Genomic DNA, 15377 nt, shown 5'->3' on the forward strand with positions numbered 1-15377 from the left:
CTCTCGAGTTGTTGTCTCTTCGAAGGAGGTGAATCCAATATGGCTAAACTTCAGCTCAAGTTTATGGACGGTTTCTTTGCAGCGGTTATGCTGGTGTGCATGCTTAGCTGGTGGGATTAAGGCATCAGGGAAGAGGAGTTGTTAGCGGCTGAATGAAAATAGAAGGAGGATGCAAGCATGAAGGAAGAGATGCGTTCGATATGGTTTTCCAGGCACTCGCTCTTGCTGGGTGTTGCAGCCGTACTGCTGGTGCTGTTCTCCATGTGGGATTAATGTTCGTTAACACGCTGACCGCGAAGACGGTCGGCGTGTTTTTGATTGGTTGAAAAATAATTTTGAGAATATCCATCAGTTTCTTTTTCCCAAACGTTATATTAACAGAAAAGACAAAACGAAAAGTGAGAGGTTGGCTAATGCAAGTATGTGATCTCTATGAAAACCTGAAGGACGATGTCCAGCGTTATGCCAGATCCATCGCCAAGCATGCTTACGAAGCGGATGATCTGGTCCAGGATGCCTTTATGAAAGCCATCAAGGAGCCGAACCTGGCAGCGCTGCCCCTTCACAAGCAAAAGGCCTGGTTCTTCAGAGTCGTCAAAAATCGCATGATCGATATTAGCCGCCGGGAGAAGCGGCTCGTATCGTGGGAGGATGATCTGGTCTTCGCCGAGCTCCCCGTTTCAAGCCGCAATATAGAAATGACGGAATGGCTCGCCCGTTTGCCGCAATCGCAGAGCGATATCGTGTTTAAGCGCTTTTGGCTCGGGATGTCCAGCCAGGAAATCGGTGAGCAGCTGGGTATGCCGGCAGCCACGGTTCGTTACAAATTGCAAACCGCCATCAAAAAATTGAGAAAACTATGGGAGGAAGATATGAAATGAGCAGAATCATCGAGAATGTAGGGATGTTGGATCTTACGCAGGCAACGGAGGAAACCGTAACAAGCATCGAACGGATCGGAAACGTAGGTCTCGTAATATACCGAGCAGAGACGGCACACCTCCTCACGCTGTTGAAAAACGCAGGCAATATCGGCAAGACGATTGAAATCCCCGAGGGACACCGTTATTACAGCGGCACGCTGCGGCTGAACGAGGAATATTTTCAGCTCTTGGAGCAGCCGGACCGCGTATTCGTTAACGGCACGGTCATCATCGATAAAGGAGTATCCCTTGAAGCATTCCAGAGCGGCACGCTGCACCTGGTGGTTAACGGCGAGGTCTATGCTCCACGGCATCTGGCCGCTGCCGTTACCTCTGCACTCCTCAAAGTGGGAGGCGCCAGCGCGGAGATTCACGCTTACGAATACGAACCCCGGTTCGAGTCCGGGAAAGTGCAGCTGAACAATGCATATCTGGCCTCCAGCAGCGAGCCTATGGAGTTGGTCCTGAACGGCATGGTTCATCTGGATAAGGAGCTGGATATGGAGCAGTTTTCGGCCCGGATTGAAAAGATCCAAGTCAACGGCAAGGCGATTATCCATGAACATCAATCCCCTTATTTCTACGATAAATTGAAAAAGATTAACGGCTTGGTCGAGGTGATCCCGGCAGGATTCGAGTATGTAACCAAACCGTTACGGCTAAACGCAAGAAGCGTGCGTCGATTTAAAGGCCATAAGCTCTACACGAATAAGCCGCTCATTCTCGAGGCGGACGTGACCCGGGACGCCTTCAGCCAGGCCGTGTCGGAGATACAGTCAACTTCGTTCATCATTTGCGGCGAAGAGATCGAAGATCTGGTCTGGGAGCGCTGCCCCAACCTGAATACGGAAATCGTAAGTTATGAGCGGCTGTTTGTGTTCATCAGCGGCGAGGAGACCTGGTCGAGGGATCAGCTTGCGGCTTTGGGCCAGCCGGCGAGCTTCATTGTTGACGGGACGCTGACCTTTGACGATGACGTCACCGAGGAAGATATTAAGGCTTCGATGTCCTCCCTGGATCTTTTCGGCGAAGTCGTTGTAGGGGAAAAAAGAATTAAAGGCATTTTGTACCCTTACCTTCGGGCAAACAATGGAAGTATTATAGTGAAGGGGACGGAAGAGGAGCTTGCAGGTATTGGTAATGTCGGAATGTTGTCGCTATAAAAAGAAAAGAGGAATGAAACATGAATATCAATAATGAAGATATTGCCAAACAGCATGTTCGCGATCTCCGTCAGGAACTGGAACGATGCCGGATGGCAACGAAATTGCGCTCGAAACGCAATGCAGCGGCCCACGCCGCAAAGACCGCACGCACGGTCGAAGGAAAGTGGAAGGCGCTGCTTGAAACCATCATCATGATGGGAAGAAGAATGCTTTAATCGGTTGAGCCGGTTAAGCGACAAATCCTAATTCTTATGAATCGTCGATGCGATAAGCATCGGCGATTTTTAGTTTTTTTACCTACCGGTAGTTAAAAAAATATTGACATCCTCCATCATCCATCTTAAAATTCTACCTATCGGTAGGTAAAAAAAGGGGCGGATGACAGCGTGAAAAAGAAGGATTTAACCTCGCAGCAAATCGTCGAGGCTGCCATCGGATTGTTTGCGACACATGGCATCGAGAAGACCAGCCTGGCGATGATTGCCGGCGAAGTGGGCATTACGAAACCGTCGATTTACTATCACTTTGCGTCCAAGGATGAACTGGTGGAGCGGGTCTTTGAATACATGTTCAGCGATTATCATTTCGATCATTATTTCTCCCTAACCGGGCTAAATGAGTTTAACTTCGCGGAGCAGCTGTACCAGGGCGGGCTGCGCATGTTTCCCGAGGAGGAAGAAGCTTTCGTGCCGGTGATGCGCCTTTTGAGCGAGTTCATGCTGACCGCAAACCGGAATGCCAATTACGGACAGCGGGTAGCTGCCATGCAGCAATCGTTCCTGGACGGCTTTCGGGAATTCATGAAGCTGGGGGTCGACTTCGGGGTCGTCGATCGTCAGCATGCGGATTCCAAGGCCTATGTTCTGGCTCTGGTCATCGATAATATCACGAGTTATATCATGATGGAGATTCCGCTGGACTATCAAGCGGTCTGGAAAGAAGCGGTGAACAGCGTTCTCAGGAAAGGAGCGGATGCCATTGAATAACGAGAGGGAATACAGTGATCTTGGATTATCATGGGCAGACCGTATGCTGGTATGGGCGGTGCCGCCTTTATTAGGCGCGGTGGTCGGCTGGTTTCTGCCTGTCATTGCGGATTGGGCAACGGGCCTGGCTTGGGTGCCATTTCAAGGACCCTTGGAGTTGATCGCATCCATCCAGGGCCCATGGGTTGTTATCGTAACCGCTGTTGTAGGGCTGCTTGCCGGGACGGTGCTCTCTCACTTAGCCATTAAAGAAAGCCTTGCGGTTCGCCTGTCGGACAAGGAGATTACACTCCGCATTCATGAGGCTGAACAAACCTTTAGGAGAGAAGAAGTTTCCGCTGCCTTTATAGACGGCAAGCAGCTGGTCCTGCTGGGCAACGAAGGGGAGGAGCTCTATCGCGAGAAACCCGAAGCCAAGCGGGAAACGGTGGCCGAAGCCTTCAAGCGGCACGGTTACTCCTGGAGAGACCGCAATCCGTTCGCCGATGATTACGTCAGATGGGTTGCCGATTCGCCGGAACTGACGCCTAGCATGAACGCGCTCTTCCTGGCACGGGAGAAGGCCATCAAGAACGAGGATCGAGAGGACGCGGCTGATCTGCGCCGGGAACTATCGAAGCTGGGCATCACCGTGCGCGATGACGGAAAAAGACAATATTGGCGTCAGCACGGACAGAAGCCATAACAGGCATAACAACCATAAGGGCTGGTCCGATAAACGGACGATCCCGGACGGAGATTGAATCCGTTCCCTCCGACCGGGATGACCGTCATCGGCTGCGGTCACTCCAGACATTCGCCCGCACATTTGTATCCCCTCATATCGAACAAAATGACACCTCCCTCGCTAAAGCAAGCGTGCCCCAAACAATATCCCTCTATCGGCAAGACATCCGTCAGTCCTCTCCTTCCTTGGGAAGCTTTACAATGAAAGCGATACCTCAGCGAAGGAGATGTCCTATGAATTTTGATCTGAATATCGTACCTTTCAGCCGAAGAGAGTCCTTCTTGGCGATATCCCTCCTGCCAGCGGCCAAGGATCGCAGACAAGGTCTTTACCTGCGAACCGTCCGCGGAGGGGATGACAAGTTTGGCGAGGCGTTTCTGATAGAACTGCTAAACCGGCAGAACGAGCCGGTTTCGTTTGAACCAATTGCATCACCCGACAACATCAGGCTAACGGCATCCGATTCGTTAGGCCATGCGGATATTTGCATATCGGACTCCCGGACCGTGCGATTCCGCTCGGAAGGCTGCGGCATCCGGCTTACCTTTTTCCCCGCCGCGTATGATTACGCCTATGAGACCCATCCGGACAGCTGGGAGGTGAACAGCTTCACGCATGGCTGCCGCTTCATGCTGACCCGGCTTGCGGGCCAGATGGGCATGGAGGTTGAATGGAACGAGATCAAGAGCTCGCGGGTGACCGCCGATTTCTTCTTGGATCCTGCATCCAATGTGGCCGAATTTGCGGTCGAAGAGTTCATGACCGTCTTGAAGCCGCGCGGCGAATGGGAGTCCTTCGACGATGCGGTTGTAAGCGCTCGCGAGGATTACGCCAGATGGCTGAACAGCACCCTTGCCGTTTCTGAGCAGTGGCAGGAAGCAAGGGAGCTCGCCGCCTATATTACCTGGTCCTGCGTGGTTCCCGCCGAAGGCTGCCTGACCCGCCCGGCCATGTATATGTCCAAGAATTGGATGACCAACATCTGGAGCTGGGACAACTGCTTTAACGCGATGGCTCTCGTGCGGCATCAGCCGGAGCTGGCTTGGGACCAGCTCATGATCTTTTTTGACCGGCAGGATGAGAGCGGCCTGATCCCGGACTTCGTGAACGATAAATACGAGCTTTGGAATTGCAACAAACCGCCGATTCACGGCTGGACGCTGGCCTGGATGATGCGTCGGACGGATTACATCAAGGAGGCCCAGCTGCGCGAGGTCTATGGCCCTCTAGCGAAATGGACGCAGTGGTGGTTCACGCACCGGGATCATGACGGCGACGGCATTCCCCAGTATAACCACGGCAACGACTCGGGCTGGGACAACAGCACGGCGTTCAATAACGGCATTCCCGTCGAGAGTCCAGACCTTGCGGCTTATCTGATTATCCAGATGGAGACGCTGGCCGAAATCGCGGGCTTGCTGGGCCTGTCGGAGGAGTCGGCCGGATGGAGACGGAGAGCGGACGATACGCTGGACCGCATGATTCGGCACTTCTGGAAGGACGGCCGGTTTACGGCCTGCCGTTCGGGAACGCATGAGCCGTCCGAAGGGGACAGCCTGCTGCTGTTCGTTCCTATCCTGCTGGGTAAACGCCTTCCCGAGTATATCCGCACGGCTCTGCTGGAAGGGCTTCGGGATGAAAGCCGATTTCTGACGAGCAACGGCTGGGCGACCGAAAGCGTAAGCAGCTCATACTATAAGCCGGACGGATATTGGCGCGGACCGATCTGGGCTCCTTCCACGATGCTGCTGGTCGAAGGGGTGGCGGCGGCCGGCGATAAGGAGCTGGCCATGGAGATTGCGCAGCGGTACTGCCGAATGGTCAGTCTCAGCGGCATGGCCGAGAATTTTGATGCCCTGACCGGAGCCGGGCTGCGCGATCGGGCGTTCACCTGGACCTCCAGCGTATTTTTGATTTTGGGACATGAATACACGTTATAACTGTCACGGAATGACACTTCTTCCCGGGCTTTTGACCTTGCGGAGGAGGTGCTTTTTCCGTTTCCTCTCATTTTCCAGTTGCCGCCTAATTACAAGCCCTTTGTTCAGGTTTATAATGAAAGCGGTATCACGGGATCTCGTAAGCAGTACAGCCGCATGGCGAACGATCGGATGGATGTTCACGATACGATTCGATACGACAATGGGGAGAGTAACCATGAATTTTCAGGGAATCAAAGACCGAGCCGGACGGATGTTCACCGGCACCTATCACAGTATAAGAACGAAGCTGCTTACCTGTTTTTTAGTCGTCACCTTGATTCCGCTGTTCTCGCTTGGCGGACTTTCCTATGTGCAATCCGCTAAAGTGATTAACTCCCAGTTCGGCAAATACGGCGATAATGCCGTGGCGCAGCTGGAGCAGCAGACCAGTTCGGCTTTGGGGCGGATGAAGCAGACGGCGGAGACGATTTATTCCTACCTGCTGGACCCGAGCCATTCGGGAATCGGGAACGGGACGCCGTCCACCTATGGCGACATCATGGAGAAGAACGATTTCGAATCGTTGTTGAAGTCCCTGCGGACGCAGCTGACAGCCGGGATCTACATCATAACGAGCTCCGATTATTACTATGGGGAGAACAACCTGGACGTGAACAAACTCGGCAATATCCCGGCGTGGAACGCCAGGCCGAAAGCCTATGCCGGCACCTATTGGCTGGGCTTCTATCCACAGGATCATTCCATTAATAACAGCGATAGCGACAATGTGCCTGTCCTAGGATTGGCGGTGCCGATCCATCACCCGGACAAGGCTCAGGACGGCAGCGTCATCCTGATCGAGGAGAACGCCGAGGAGCTGCTGCGAAGTTATGCCAAGTTCGAGGCCGACACGCATGCCCACCTGCTTATTACATCGCCGGACGGCACGGTCGTGTATGAGACGGACGCTCCGTATACGCCCCATGACAGCGATGTGGCCTGGACCCGGACGATTGACGCCAACCAATGGACCATGGAAGCCAGAATTCCCGCCAAGGCGTTCTATCAATCCTCGGACGTGATCCGGGCGAACACGATGGTTGTTGCCATCGTCTCCTGCCTGCTCGCATTTGGCATCGCCTATCTGTTCTCCTCCCGGTTCACTTCGCGGATCCGGACCTTGAAGGACTCGATGCAGAAGGTAAGCTTCGGCAAGCTGGATACCCGTACGCCGATCGAGGGGAGGGATGAGCTGGGCAGCCTCGACATGAGTTTTAACCGGATGGTAACGGGCGTGCAGACCCTGATTGGCGAGGTGGAGCAGAGCGAGCGGCTGAAAAAAGAGGCCGAGCTGCGCGCATTCCATTATCAGATCAACCCCCATCTGCTGTTCAACACCCTGAATTCCATCCAGTGGAAGGCCCGGCTGCAAGGCGCGGAGGACATTCGCCAGATGCTGTACCATTTGACGATGGTGCTGGAGGGAAATCTGGATATTTCCCAGGAGCTCGTTACCCTAAACAGGGAGCTGCGCATGATCGGCCACTTCCTGAAGATTCAGGAAATCCGGTACGGCGAAGTATTTCGTTATCGCCTGGATTGCGATGATTCGCTTCTGCCGTATTTGATTCCGCGGATGACGCTTCAGCCGCTGTTCGAGAATATATTTTTCCATGCCTTTACGGACGGACAGGGAGAGATCCATGTCAAGGTCGAGGAGGATCATGACGAGCTTGTGCTCACGCTCCGCGATAACGGAGCCGGCATCAGGGAAGACAAACTGGCGCGGTTGTTTTCGCCGGAGACGAAGCGGAAGGGCCGCGGCGGGCTTGGCGTGCGGAACGCCGACCAGAAATTCAAGCTGCATTTCGGTCCGCTCTACGGACTGAAGGTGCATTCGGTTAAGGGAGAAGGAACAACGATCATCATACGCTGGCCGAAAAGGGAGGAGTCTTTCGATGATGAATACAGGGAACATTAAAGTGATGATTGCCGACGACGAAAGCATTGTGCGCAAGGGACTCCGCTCCACGGTGCCCTGGGAACGGTTCGGGATGGAAGTTGTGGCGGACAGCCCCAACGGCCAGGCAGCTTGGGAGGCTTTTCTGGAGTTTCGGCCGCAGGTCGTCATTACGGATATCGTCATGCCGGAGATGGATGGGATCGAGTTCTCCCGGAAGGTGAAGGAGGCTGCGCCGGAAACCCGGATCATTCTGCTCAGCTGCCACCGGGATTTCGAATATGCCCAGGAAGGGATGCGGCTTGGCGCGTCCGGATATCTGCTGAAAACCGCCTTCGAGGACGAAGAGCTCGAAGCGATGCTGGGTAAATTTCAACGCGAGCTGTCTGATGCGCCGGCCAACGTGTACGGGCTGGAAGAACAGGTTTCCGCCCATTTGTTTGCTTGGCTTAACGGGCACAGCGACCGTTTCCCCGGCGAACTCCGGGAGCTTTGCAGCCGCGCCGGGCTGGGAGAGGGCAAGCGCATTTCGCTGTATCTGATCAAAACGGCGGGCTGCAGCGGCAGTTGGGAGCACCTGCTGAAGGAGCAGGGCTCCGAGGAGCCGGGATTGCGCAGCAGCAAGCGGGTTCCGTACGGCGCGGACAGCTGCTATTGGGCCGTGCCGGATGAACATAAGGAAGCGGCGGACGGGCTGCTGGTGGAGATCAAGAGCCGATGCGGGAAGCTTGCCTGGAATTGGAGGGGAGGCCTTCAGGACTCGGAGGATGTGCAGAAAGCCTTTCAATCCTTGCACAAGGAAGCCGAGCTGGAGCGGGTGTACGGTCTGAGCGGAGAGCAGTGGCCGGAGCCGATCCTGCAGGCGGTTCATCTGCTGCACGAACATCCCGCGGACGAGTGGTCGGCAGCGGAGCTGGCCCAGCAGGTGGGGCTGAGCCGCAGCCATTTTTCGATCCTGTTCAAGAAAACGGTCGGCGACAGCTTCATCGCGTTCCAATATAAGCGCAAGCTCCGCCTTGCTTACGGCCTGCTGCGCGAAACCTCCTTAACGATGCAGGAGATCGCCGAGAAGACGGGACTCGGAGACAGCAAATATTTCAGCAAATGGTTCAAGCGCTGCACGGGTCAGACGCCAAGCCAATACCGTGCCGAACAAAAAGGGGAATCATCGTAAACAAATGAACACCCGCGGGCTAAAGTTCGAACAAAAATACGATCATCTGCGAATCAGCGCACGTTTTGAACCGCTTTCATCCGAGTTATGATGAAAGCGGTTCAATTCATATCAACTCAATACTTTAGGGGAGCTGACAATATGAAAAAGAGAATGTCATGGATCGCAATGGTTTCGGTTATGACGTTAATGGCATCGCTGCTGGCCGCATGCGGCGGCAGCGGCGGGACCGGCAGCCCGAAGCAGCCGGACGGAAGCTCATCGGAGGCGGCAACGACGCTTCGTTTCGCGACATGGGATACGGGAGATGCGCTGAAGATCGAGCAGGAGATCGCCAAGAAGTTCGAAGAGTCGCATCCCGGCACGAAGGTGCAGGTCGAGGCCTATGCCGACGGATTCGATCAGAAGCTGGCCGCCGGATTCGGCGCAGCCAATCCGCCGGACGTGATGTACATGTGGGATTTTCCGACGTATCACCAGTCCTTGGAGCCGTTGGACGGTTACGCGTCCAAGGACGAGGATTTGAACATCGATGATTTTTACCAAGGATTGTTCAACTACGGCAAGATCGACGATCAGCTGTACGGAATCCCGGCGGGCTTTACGACCCGGGTGGTGTACTACAACAAGAAGATGTTCGACGATGCGGGCATTGCTTACCCGAGCGATGGATGGACATGGGCGGAATTCCAGGAAATCGCCCAGAAGCTGACGGATAAATCCAAGAAGCAGTACGGCTTCGGCGTACGGGCCGAGAACGATACGTATGACCTTCAAGGGTTCGTATGGAGCAACGGTGGATCCTTCATCTCGGAGGACGGCACAACGATCGAAGGCTACATGAACAGCAAGGAAACGGCGGAAGCCATTCAGATGCTGGGCGATATGCTCAAGAACGGCTCGGCGGTCCTGACCGGAGGCAAAGGGCAGCAGAGCGGGGAGGATATTTTCAAAGCGGGCAAGATTGCCATGTGGGAGAGCGGCATCTGGCCGCTGGAATCCTTCAGGGAAGCCGGAATCGATGTGGGCACGGTAGAGATGCCGGCCTTTGAGGGCAAGCCTGTGAAGGGCGTATTGGCCGAATCCGCGTTATCCATAGCGAAGGATTCCAAGAACAAGGATCTGGCGTGGGAGTTCATCAAGTTCTACGTATCGGATGAAGCGATCAAAATGCGCGTGGCCGACCTTCCGGTCCGGGTCAGCGTGGTCAACGAGCTGAAGAAGGACCAGGATCCGCTCTACAAGCCGTATTACACGATGCTGGAGCGCTCGGACAATACGCCGGCCTTTTTGCTGAATCCAAAGTGGAACGAAGTGAACCGCCAGCTGTCGGCAGCCGTGGAATCCGTCATGTTCGGCAGCGATGCGCAGGAGGTTCTGAACCAGGCGGTGAAGGATAGCGAACGCTATTTGAAATAATCGAAGAAAGAAGGTTCGCGAAAATGGCCCAAACGCAAGTGCCTTACCCACAACAGCAGACAGCGGCCCCGAAGCGACTTGGACCAAAACGTTGGGGTGGGGCCGTGCCCTACCTCTTCATTTTTCCATGGATATTCGGATTCCTGGTTTTCACGCTTGGCCCGCTGCTGTTTTCCCTCGTCATTTCGTTTTTTGATTGGCCGATCGTAGGCCAAGTGACCTTTGTCGGCATCGACAACTATGTGGAGATGTTCTCGAACGATCCGCTGTTCTGGAAATCGCTGCTGGTTACGCTGAAATTCGCGGCTTTGTTCGTGCCGTTGAACATCATCGTGGCTTTGGGGCTTGCCATGCTGCTGAATCAGAAGGTAAAAGGAAGCGCGTTCTTCCGCACCGCCTTCTACCTGCCGTCGGTCATTTCCGGCGTGGCCCTCGCCATGATCTGGTCCTGGGTATACAGCGGGGATTACGGGATCCTGAACTATTTCTTATCGCTGGTCGGCATCGAAGGGCCGGACTGGCTGAACGATACGAAGTGGTCCCTGGTCGCCATGGTCATTGCAAGCCTATGGGGACAGGGCTCGATGATGCTTATTTTTCTGGCGGGTCTCAAGGGAATTCCGAAGGACCTGTATGAGTCGGCCTCGATGGACGGGGCGGGCAAGATTCGGCAGTTCTTCAATGTGACCATTCCGATGATCACGCCGACGCTGCTGTTCAACCTGATTACGTCCATCATTGCCGCGTTCCAGCAGCTGACGCTGGCGCTTCTGCTCACGGGCGGGGGCCCGCTGAAGTCGACGTTTTTCTATGCGATGTACATGTACGAGAATGCGTTCAAATACTTCAAGATGGGGTACTCCGCAGCCAACGCCTGGTTCATGTTCCTGATCGTGCTGACGCTGACGTTCCTCGTGTTCAAGTCTTCGGAGGCCTGGGTGTTCTATGAGGGCGAGATGAAGACAAAGAAGGAGAAGGCGAAGCCGAAGCGTGCCAAGCAAGGGGTTCAAGCCAGCAGGGAGGGAGGTTCTGTATGAAAAAGGTGATCACGTACGCACTGCTCATTCTGTGCTCGCTGCTGTTCATTGCTCCGCTCTTCTGGGCCGTCACGACGGCGCTGAAGTCGCAGCAGGAGCTGTATCTGTTTCCTCCGAAATGGTTTCCATCCGTGTGGAGGTTCAGCAATTTCGCGGAGGCCTGGAGCATTCAGCCCTTTAACCTGTTTTTGAAAAATACGCTGATTGTGACGCTGCTGTCGACGCTCGGGCAGCTCGTCTCGTGCACGCTGGTAGCTTACGGGTTTGCCCGGTTTCAATTCAAGGGGCGGGACGCGCTGTTTCTGATCGTGCTTGCCACCATGATGATTCCTTGGGAAGTGACCATGATTCCGCAGTATATGGAGTTCAATTACCTGGGCTGGATCAATACGCTCAAACCGCTCATCGTTCCGTCCTGGTTTGGCTCCGCTTATTTCATTTTTCTGCTGCGCCAGTTCATCATGACCTTGCCGAAGGAGCTGGATGAAGCGGCAACGATTGACGGGGCGGGCAAAATGACGGTTCTGCTGCGGATCATCGTGCCGCTGATGGGTCCGTCGCTCATCCTGGTGGCCGTGTTCCATATGATGAGCTGCTGGAACGATTACCTGGGCCCGCTCATCTTCCTGAACGACCAGACGAAATATACGCTGACGCTGGGGTTATCCCAATTCAAGGGCATGCACGGCGTCGACATGCAATCCATTATGGCCATCACCTGTCTGATCTCGATTCCGCCGCTGGCCGTCTTTTTCTTCGCGCAGCGTTATATCGTTGGCGGCATCGCCACAACGGGGATCAAGGGGTAAACGGTGCTGGCGATAAGAGGCATCCACAATGGATATGGAGCTTGAAGCAGCATCAGAACATAGAAGTGCGTGTTCAAAAAGTCATGGAAAGATGGCTTTTTGAACGACCTCTAGAAGCTTAGACCGCTTGGGAAAGGATGGAGAGACATGATGAAAGACCATCGTATCGGCCGCGACTGGGATGACCTGAGCGTGCTGGAACGAAATCGGGCAAAAAGCCGGGCCTATTTCATTCCGTTCGCGGATGCGGACGGAGCGCTCAGTTATGACAGAGGCAGCTCGGCCTGGTACCAATCGCTGAATGGGGTGTGGAAATTCCACTATGCCGAGGAGCCTGAGAGCGCTCCGGAAGCATTTTATGGGGAGGATTATGATGTATCGGCCTGGGATGACCTCCCGGTTCCGGGACACTGGCAGCTGCAGGGCTACGGGCATCCGCATTACACGGACCTGTACTATCCGTTCCCCGTGGACCCGCCGCATGTGCCAAATGCGAATCCGACCGGCAGCTATGTCCGCGAGTTCGAGCTTCCGCAGCATTGGGACGGCAGAAAAATTTGCGTCAAATTCGACGGGGTGGACAGCGCGTTCCATGTGTGGCTGAACGGGTCGTTTATCGGCTACAGCCAGGGGAGCCGGCTGACTTCGGAATTCGATCTGACGCCTTATGTGAAGCCCGGCGTAAACAAGATGTCCGTCCGGGTATACCAATGGTCCGATGGAAGCTATCTGGAAGACCAGGACATGTGGTGGATGAGCGGCATTTTCCGGGACGTATACCTGATCGCGGAGCCATCGGCTCTTCGCGTCAACGACTTCCGCGTAACGACCGAGCTGGATGCCGAGTATCGGAACGCGAAGCTGCAGGTGCGATTGGAGCTGGAAGGTACGGAGCGCGGCTCCGTCCAGTTGCGGCTGTTGAATGGCGCTGGAGCGGAGATGGGGTCAACCGGCAAAGACGTCGGACACTCTTCCGTGGAAAATTTCGAGATCGAGGTGGCGGGCCCGGATTTATGGAGTGCCGAGTCACCGGCGCTGTACCATCTGGTGATCACCCTGCTGGATAATCAGGGGGAGACGCTGGAGACGGTGGCGCAGCGCGTCGGGTTCCGCTCCATCGAAGTAAAGGACGGACAGCTCCTCGTTAATGGCAGGGCGATCCTGCTGAAAGGCGTCAACCGCCATGACCATCATCCGGATACGGGCCGAACCGTCACCCTGTCCACGATGCTGGAGGACATCCGGTTGATGAAGCAGCACAACATCAATGCCGTGCGGACGGCGCATTATCCGAATGACCCCCGATTCTACGAGCTGTGCGACGTGTACGGGCTGTACGTCATGGAAGAAACGGATTTGGAGACCCACGGCTTCGAGCCGCTCGGCAACATTTCCCGTTTAAGCGACGATCCGGATTGGAAGGAAGCGTACGTGGACCGCGTCCGCCGGATGGTGGAGCGGGATAAGAACCATCCGTCCGTGCTGTTCTGGTCCCTCGGCAACGAATCCGGCTTCGGCTGCAATTTCCGCGCAATGGCGGAGTGGTGCCGGGAGCATGATCCCACGAGGCTGATCCATTACGAGGAGGACCGCGAAGCCGAGGTGTGCGACGTGGTGAGCACCATGTATTCCTCCGTCGAGAAGATGGAGGGCTTCGGCAAAATGGCCGATCATCCCAAGCCGCATATTCTGTGCGAATTCGCGCACGCGATGGGCAACGGGCCCGGCGGACTGCGCCCCTACTTCGATGCCTTTGAAGCGCATCCCCGGCTTGCGGGCGGCTTCGTCTGGGAATGGATCGATCACGGGCTGAGCAGAAGGACACCCGATGGCCGGATGGATTATGCGTACGGCGGCGATTATGGCGATGTGCCGAACAACAGCAATTTTGTCATCGATGGTTTGGTCCGTCCGGACCGGATGCCTTCACCCGGACTTCTGGAATACAAAAAGGTCATTGAGCCTGTCCGCATGTCGATGCGAAGACACGGTGTGCTTCATATCATGAACCGCTATGATTTCATTTCGCTGGATCATTTGCAGGCCCATTACCGGGTGCTGTCCGATGGACAGCTTGTCCGCAGCGGAGCGCTGGACCTTCCCCGCATCGAAGCAGGCACAAGCGCGGAGCTAAGCCTCCTGAAGGCCTTGGAGCAAGCGACAATAGGCGTGAATCCGTTTGCCGAGCTGTGGCTGGAGGTATCCCTCTCGCTGGCCGCGGACTGCCGCTGGGCGGAACGGGGACATGAAGTGGCATGGTCCCAGTTTCTGCTGCGGGAATCGTCGAAGCCCGAATTCGAGCCGACGGCTGCCTTACAGCGGGGAGCTTTGCAGATTAGCGAGGAGAAGCATGGCCTGCACGTCGGGAATGGAAGCTTTCAGCTGTCCCTCAGCGCCCTTCATGCCGGCTTCGAAACCTTGTCCATGCATGGCAAAAGAATTGCACTTGGCGGACCGGCGCTGAATTTCTGGCGTCCGCCGATCGATAACGACATGTACGTGCTTCCGGATTGGCGCAAGGCCCATCTGGACCGGCTCTCCGAGCGGGTCGATCATTTCGAATGGAAGCGATTGGACCGGGAATGCGTTGAGGTAAAGCGGGTTTCCCGCATCGCTCCGCCGGTATACGACTGGGGCTTCCGCTGCGAAACGATCTATACGATCACTTCCAGCGGCCTGATCATCATAGATGTGAAGGGTGAGCCGATCGGCACGCCGCCCGCCATGCTGCCAAAAATCGGATTGCAAATGCAAGTCGCGGGAGACATGGAACATGTCCGGTGGTACGGCAGAGGACCTGGGGAAAGCTACCCGGACAGCCTGGAAGCGGGACGGTTCGGGGAATACCGCAGCACCGTGGACGGATTGTTTACGCCCTATATCTATCCGCAGGAAAACGGGAACCGCTCGGATGTCCGCTGGGTCTCGCTGGCGGATGGTGCGGGGTTGGGGCTTCTTGCCGTAGGCGAGCCCTCCCTTAATTTCAGTGCGAGCCGCTACACCGATCAGGACGTGGAGTCTGCCGCGCATGCCAGCGATCTGGTTCCGCAGCGTTTCATTACGCTGAACCTGGATTACCGGCAGAACGGGCTTGGCAGCAACAGCTGCGGTCCGGCACAGGCTCCCGAGCACTCGATCAAGCCGGAGCCGTTCTCGTTCCGCATGCTGCTGAAGTCTTACGCTGCCGAGGATACGGATCCGGTACGGCTGAGCCGGCGGATGCGCGTGGAAGCGGGATTATACGAGTAACCCGG

The 15377-nt window shown here is 55.5% G+C and carries 12 protein-coding genes; all 12 read left to right on the top strand.

Annotation, left to right across the window (positions count from 1 at the left end):
• The first annotated feature begins 413 nt into the window (after positions 1-413).
• The 12 genes from MHH82_RS05940 (at position 414) to MHH82_RS05995 (ending at position 15372) form a co-directional block, all read left to right on the top strand.
• A complete protein-coding gene (locus tag MHH82_RS05940) occupies positions 414-881 on the top strand; it encodes an RNA polymerase sigma factor (RefSeq protein WP_096775145.1) in 468 nt (155 codons plus the stop codon).
• Positions 878-2086 (top strand): hypothetical protein, encoded by a 1209-nt coding sequence (locus MHH82_RS05945; protein WP_340964278.1) that lies wholly within the window; start codon positions 878-880, stop codon positions 2084-2086. The genes MHH82_RS05940 and MHH82_RS05945 overlap by 4 nt, the downstream gene beginning before the upstream one ends.
• Positions 2087-2106: 20 nt before the next feature.
• Positions 2107-2304 carry a hypothetical protein gene (locus MHH82_RS05950; RefSeq protein ID WP_009594397.1) on the top strand — a complete coding sequence of 66 codons (198 nt, stop codon included), beginning with the start codon at positions 2107-2109 and terminating at the stop codon, positions 2302-2304.
• Positions 2305-2475: 171 nt separating this feature from the next.
• Positions 2476-3075, top strand: coding sequence for a TetR/AcrR family transcriptional regulator (locus MHH82_RS05955; RefSeq protein WP_251499624.1), 600 nt, complete (start codon positions 2476-2478; stop codon positions 3073-3075).
• On the top strand, positions 3062-3760 hold the full coding sequence (locus MHH82_RS05960; protein ID WP_260871438.1) for a YqeB family protein: 699 nt from the start codon (positions 3062-3064) through the stop codon (positions 3758-3760). Before MHH82_RS05955 ends, MHH82_RS05960 begins: the two co-directional genes overlap by 14 nt.
• A gap of 275 nt (positions 3761-4035) precedes the next feature.
• Positions 4036-5742 (top strand): amylo-alpha-1,6-glucosidase, encoded by a 1707-nt coding sequence (locus MHH82_RS05965; RefSeq protein WP_340964285.1) that lies wholly within the window; start codon positions 4036-4038, stop codon positions 5740-5742.
• 217 nt (positions 5743-5959) lie between these two features.
• Entirely contained in the window at positions 5960-7705 is a 1746-nt protein-coding gene (locus MHH82_RS05970) for a cache domain-containing sensor histidine kinase (protein ID WP_340964288.1), read from the top strand.
• Positions 7683-8858, top strand: a complete 1176-nt coding sequence (locus MHH82_RS05975; protein WP_251499609.1) for a response regulator transcription factor — start codon at positions 7683-7685, stop codon at positions 8856-8858. The genes MHH82_RS05970 and MHH82_RS05975 overlap by 23 nt, the downstream gene beginning before the upstream one ends.
• Positions 8859-8999: 141 nt before the next feature.
• Positions 9000-10277 carry an ABC transporter substrate-binding protein gene (locus MHH82_RS05980; protein ID WP_012819317.1) on the top strand — a complete coding sequence of 426 codons (1278 nt, stop codon included), beginning with the start codon at positions 9000-9002 and terminating at the stop codon, positions 10275-10277.
• Positions 10278-10300: 23 nt separating this feature from the next.
• Complete coding sequence (locus MHH82_RS05985) at positions 10301-11314, top strand: carbohydrate ABC transporter permease (RefSeq protein ID WP_012819318.1); 1014 nt, start codon at positions 10301-10303, stop codon at positions 11312-11314.
• Entirely contained in the window at positions 11311-12123 is an 813-nt protein-coding gene (locus tag MHH82_RS05990; protein WP_012819319.1) for a carbohydrate ABC transporter permease, read from the top strand. Before MHH82_RS05985 ends, MHH82_RS05990 begins: the two co-directional genes overlap by 4 nt.
• Positions 12124-12273: 150 nt before the next feature.
• Positions 12274-15372 carry a glycoside hydrolase family 2 TIM barrel-domain containing protein gene (locus MHH82_RS05995; protein WP_445661991.1) on the top strand — a complete coding sequence of 1033 codons (3099 nt, stop codon included), beginning with the start codon at positions 12274-12276 and terminating at the stop codon, positions 15370-15372.
• The last annotated feature ends 5 nt before the right edge of the window (positions 15373-15377 follow it).

It is taken from the genome of Bacillus sp. FSL K6-6540 (assembly GCF_038007545.1).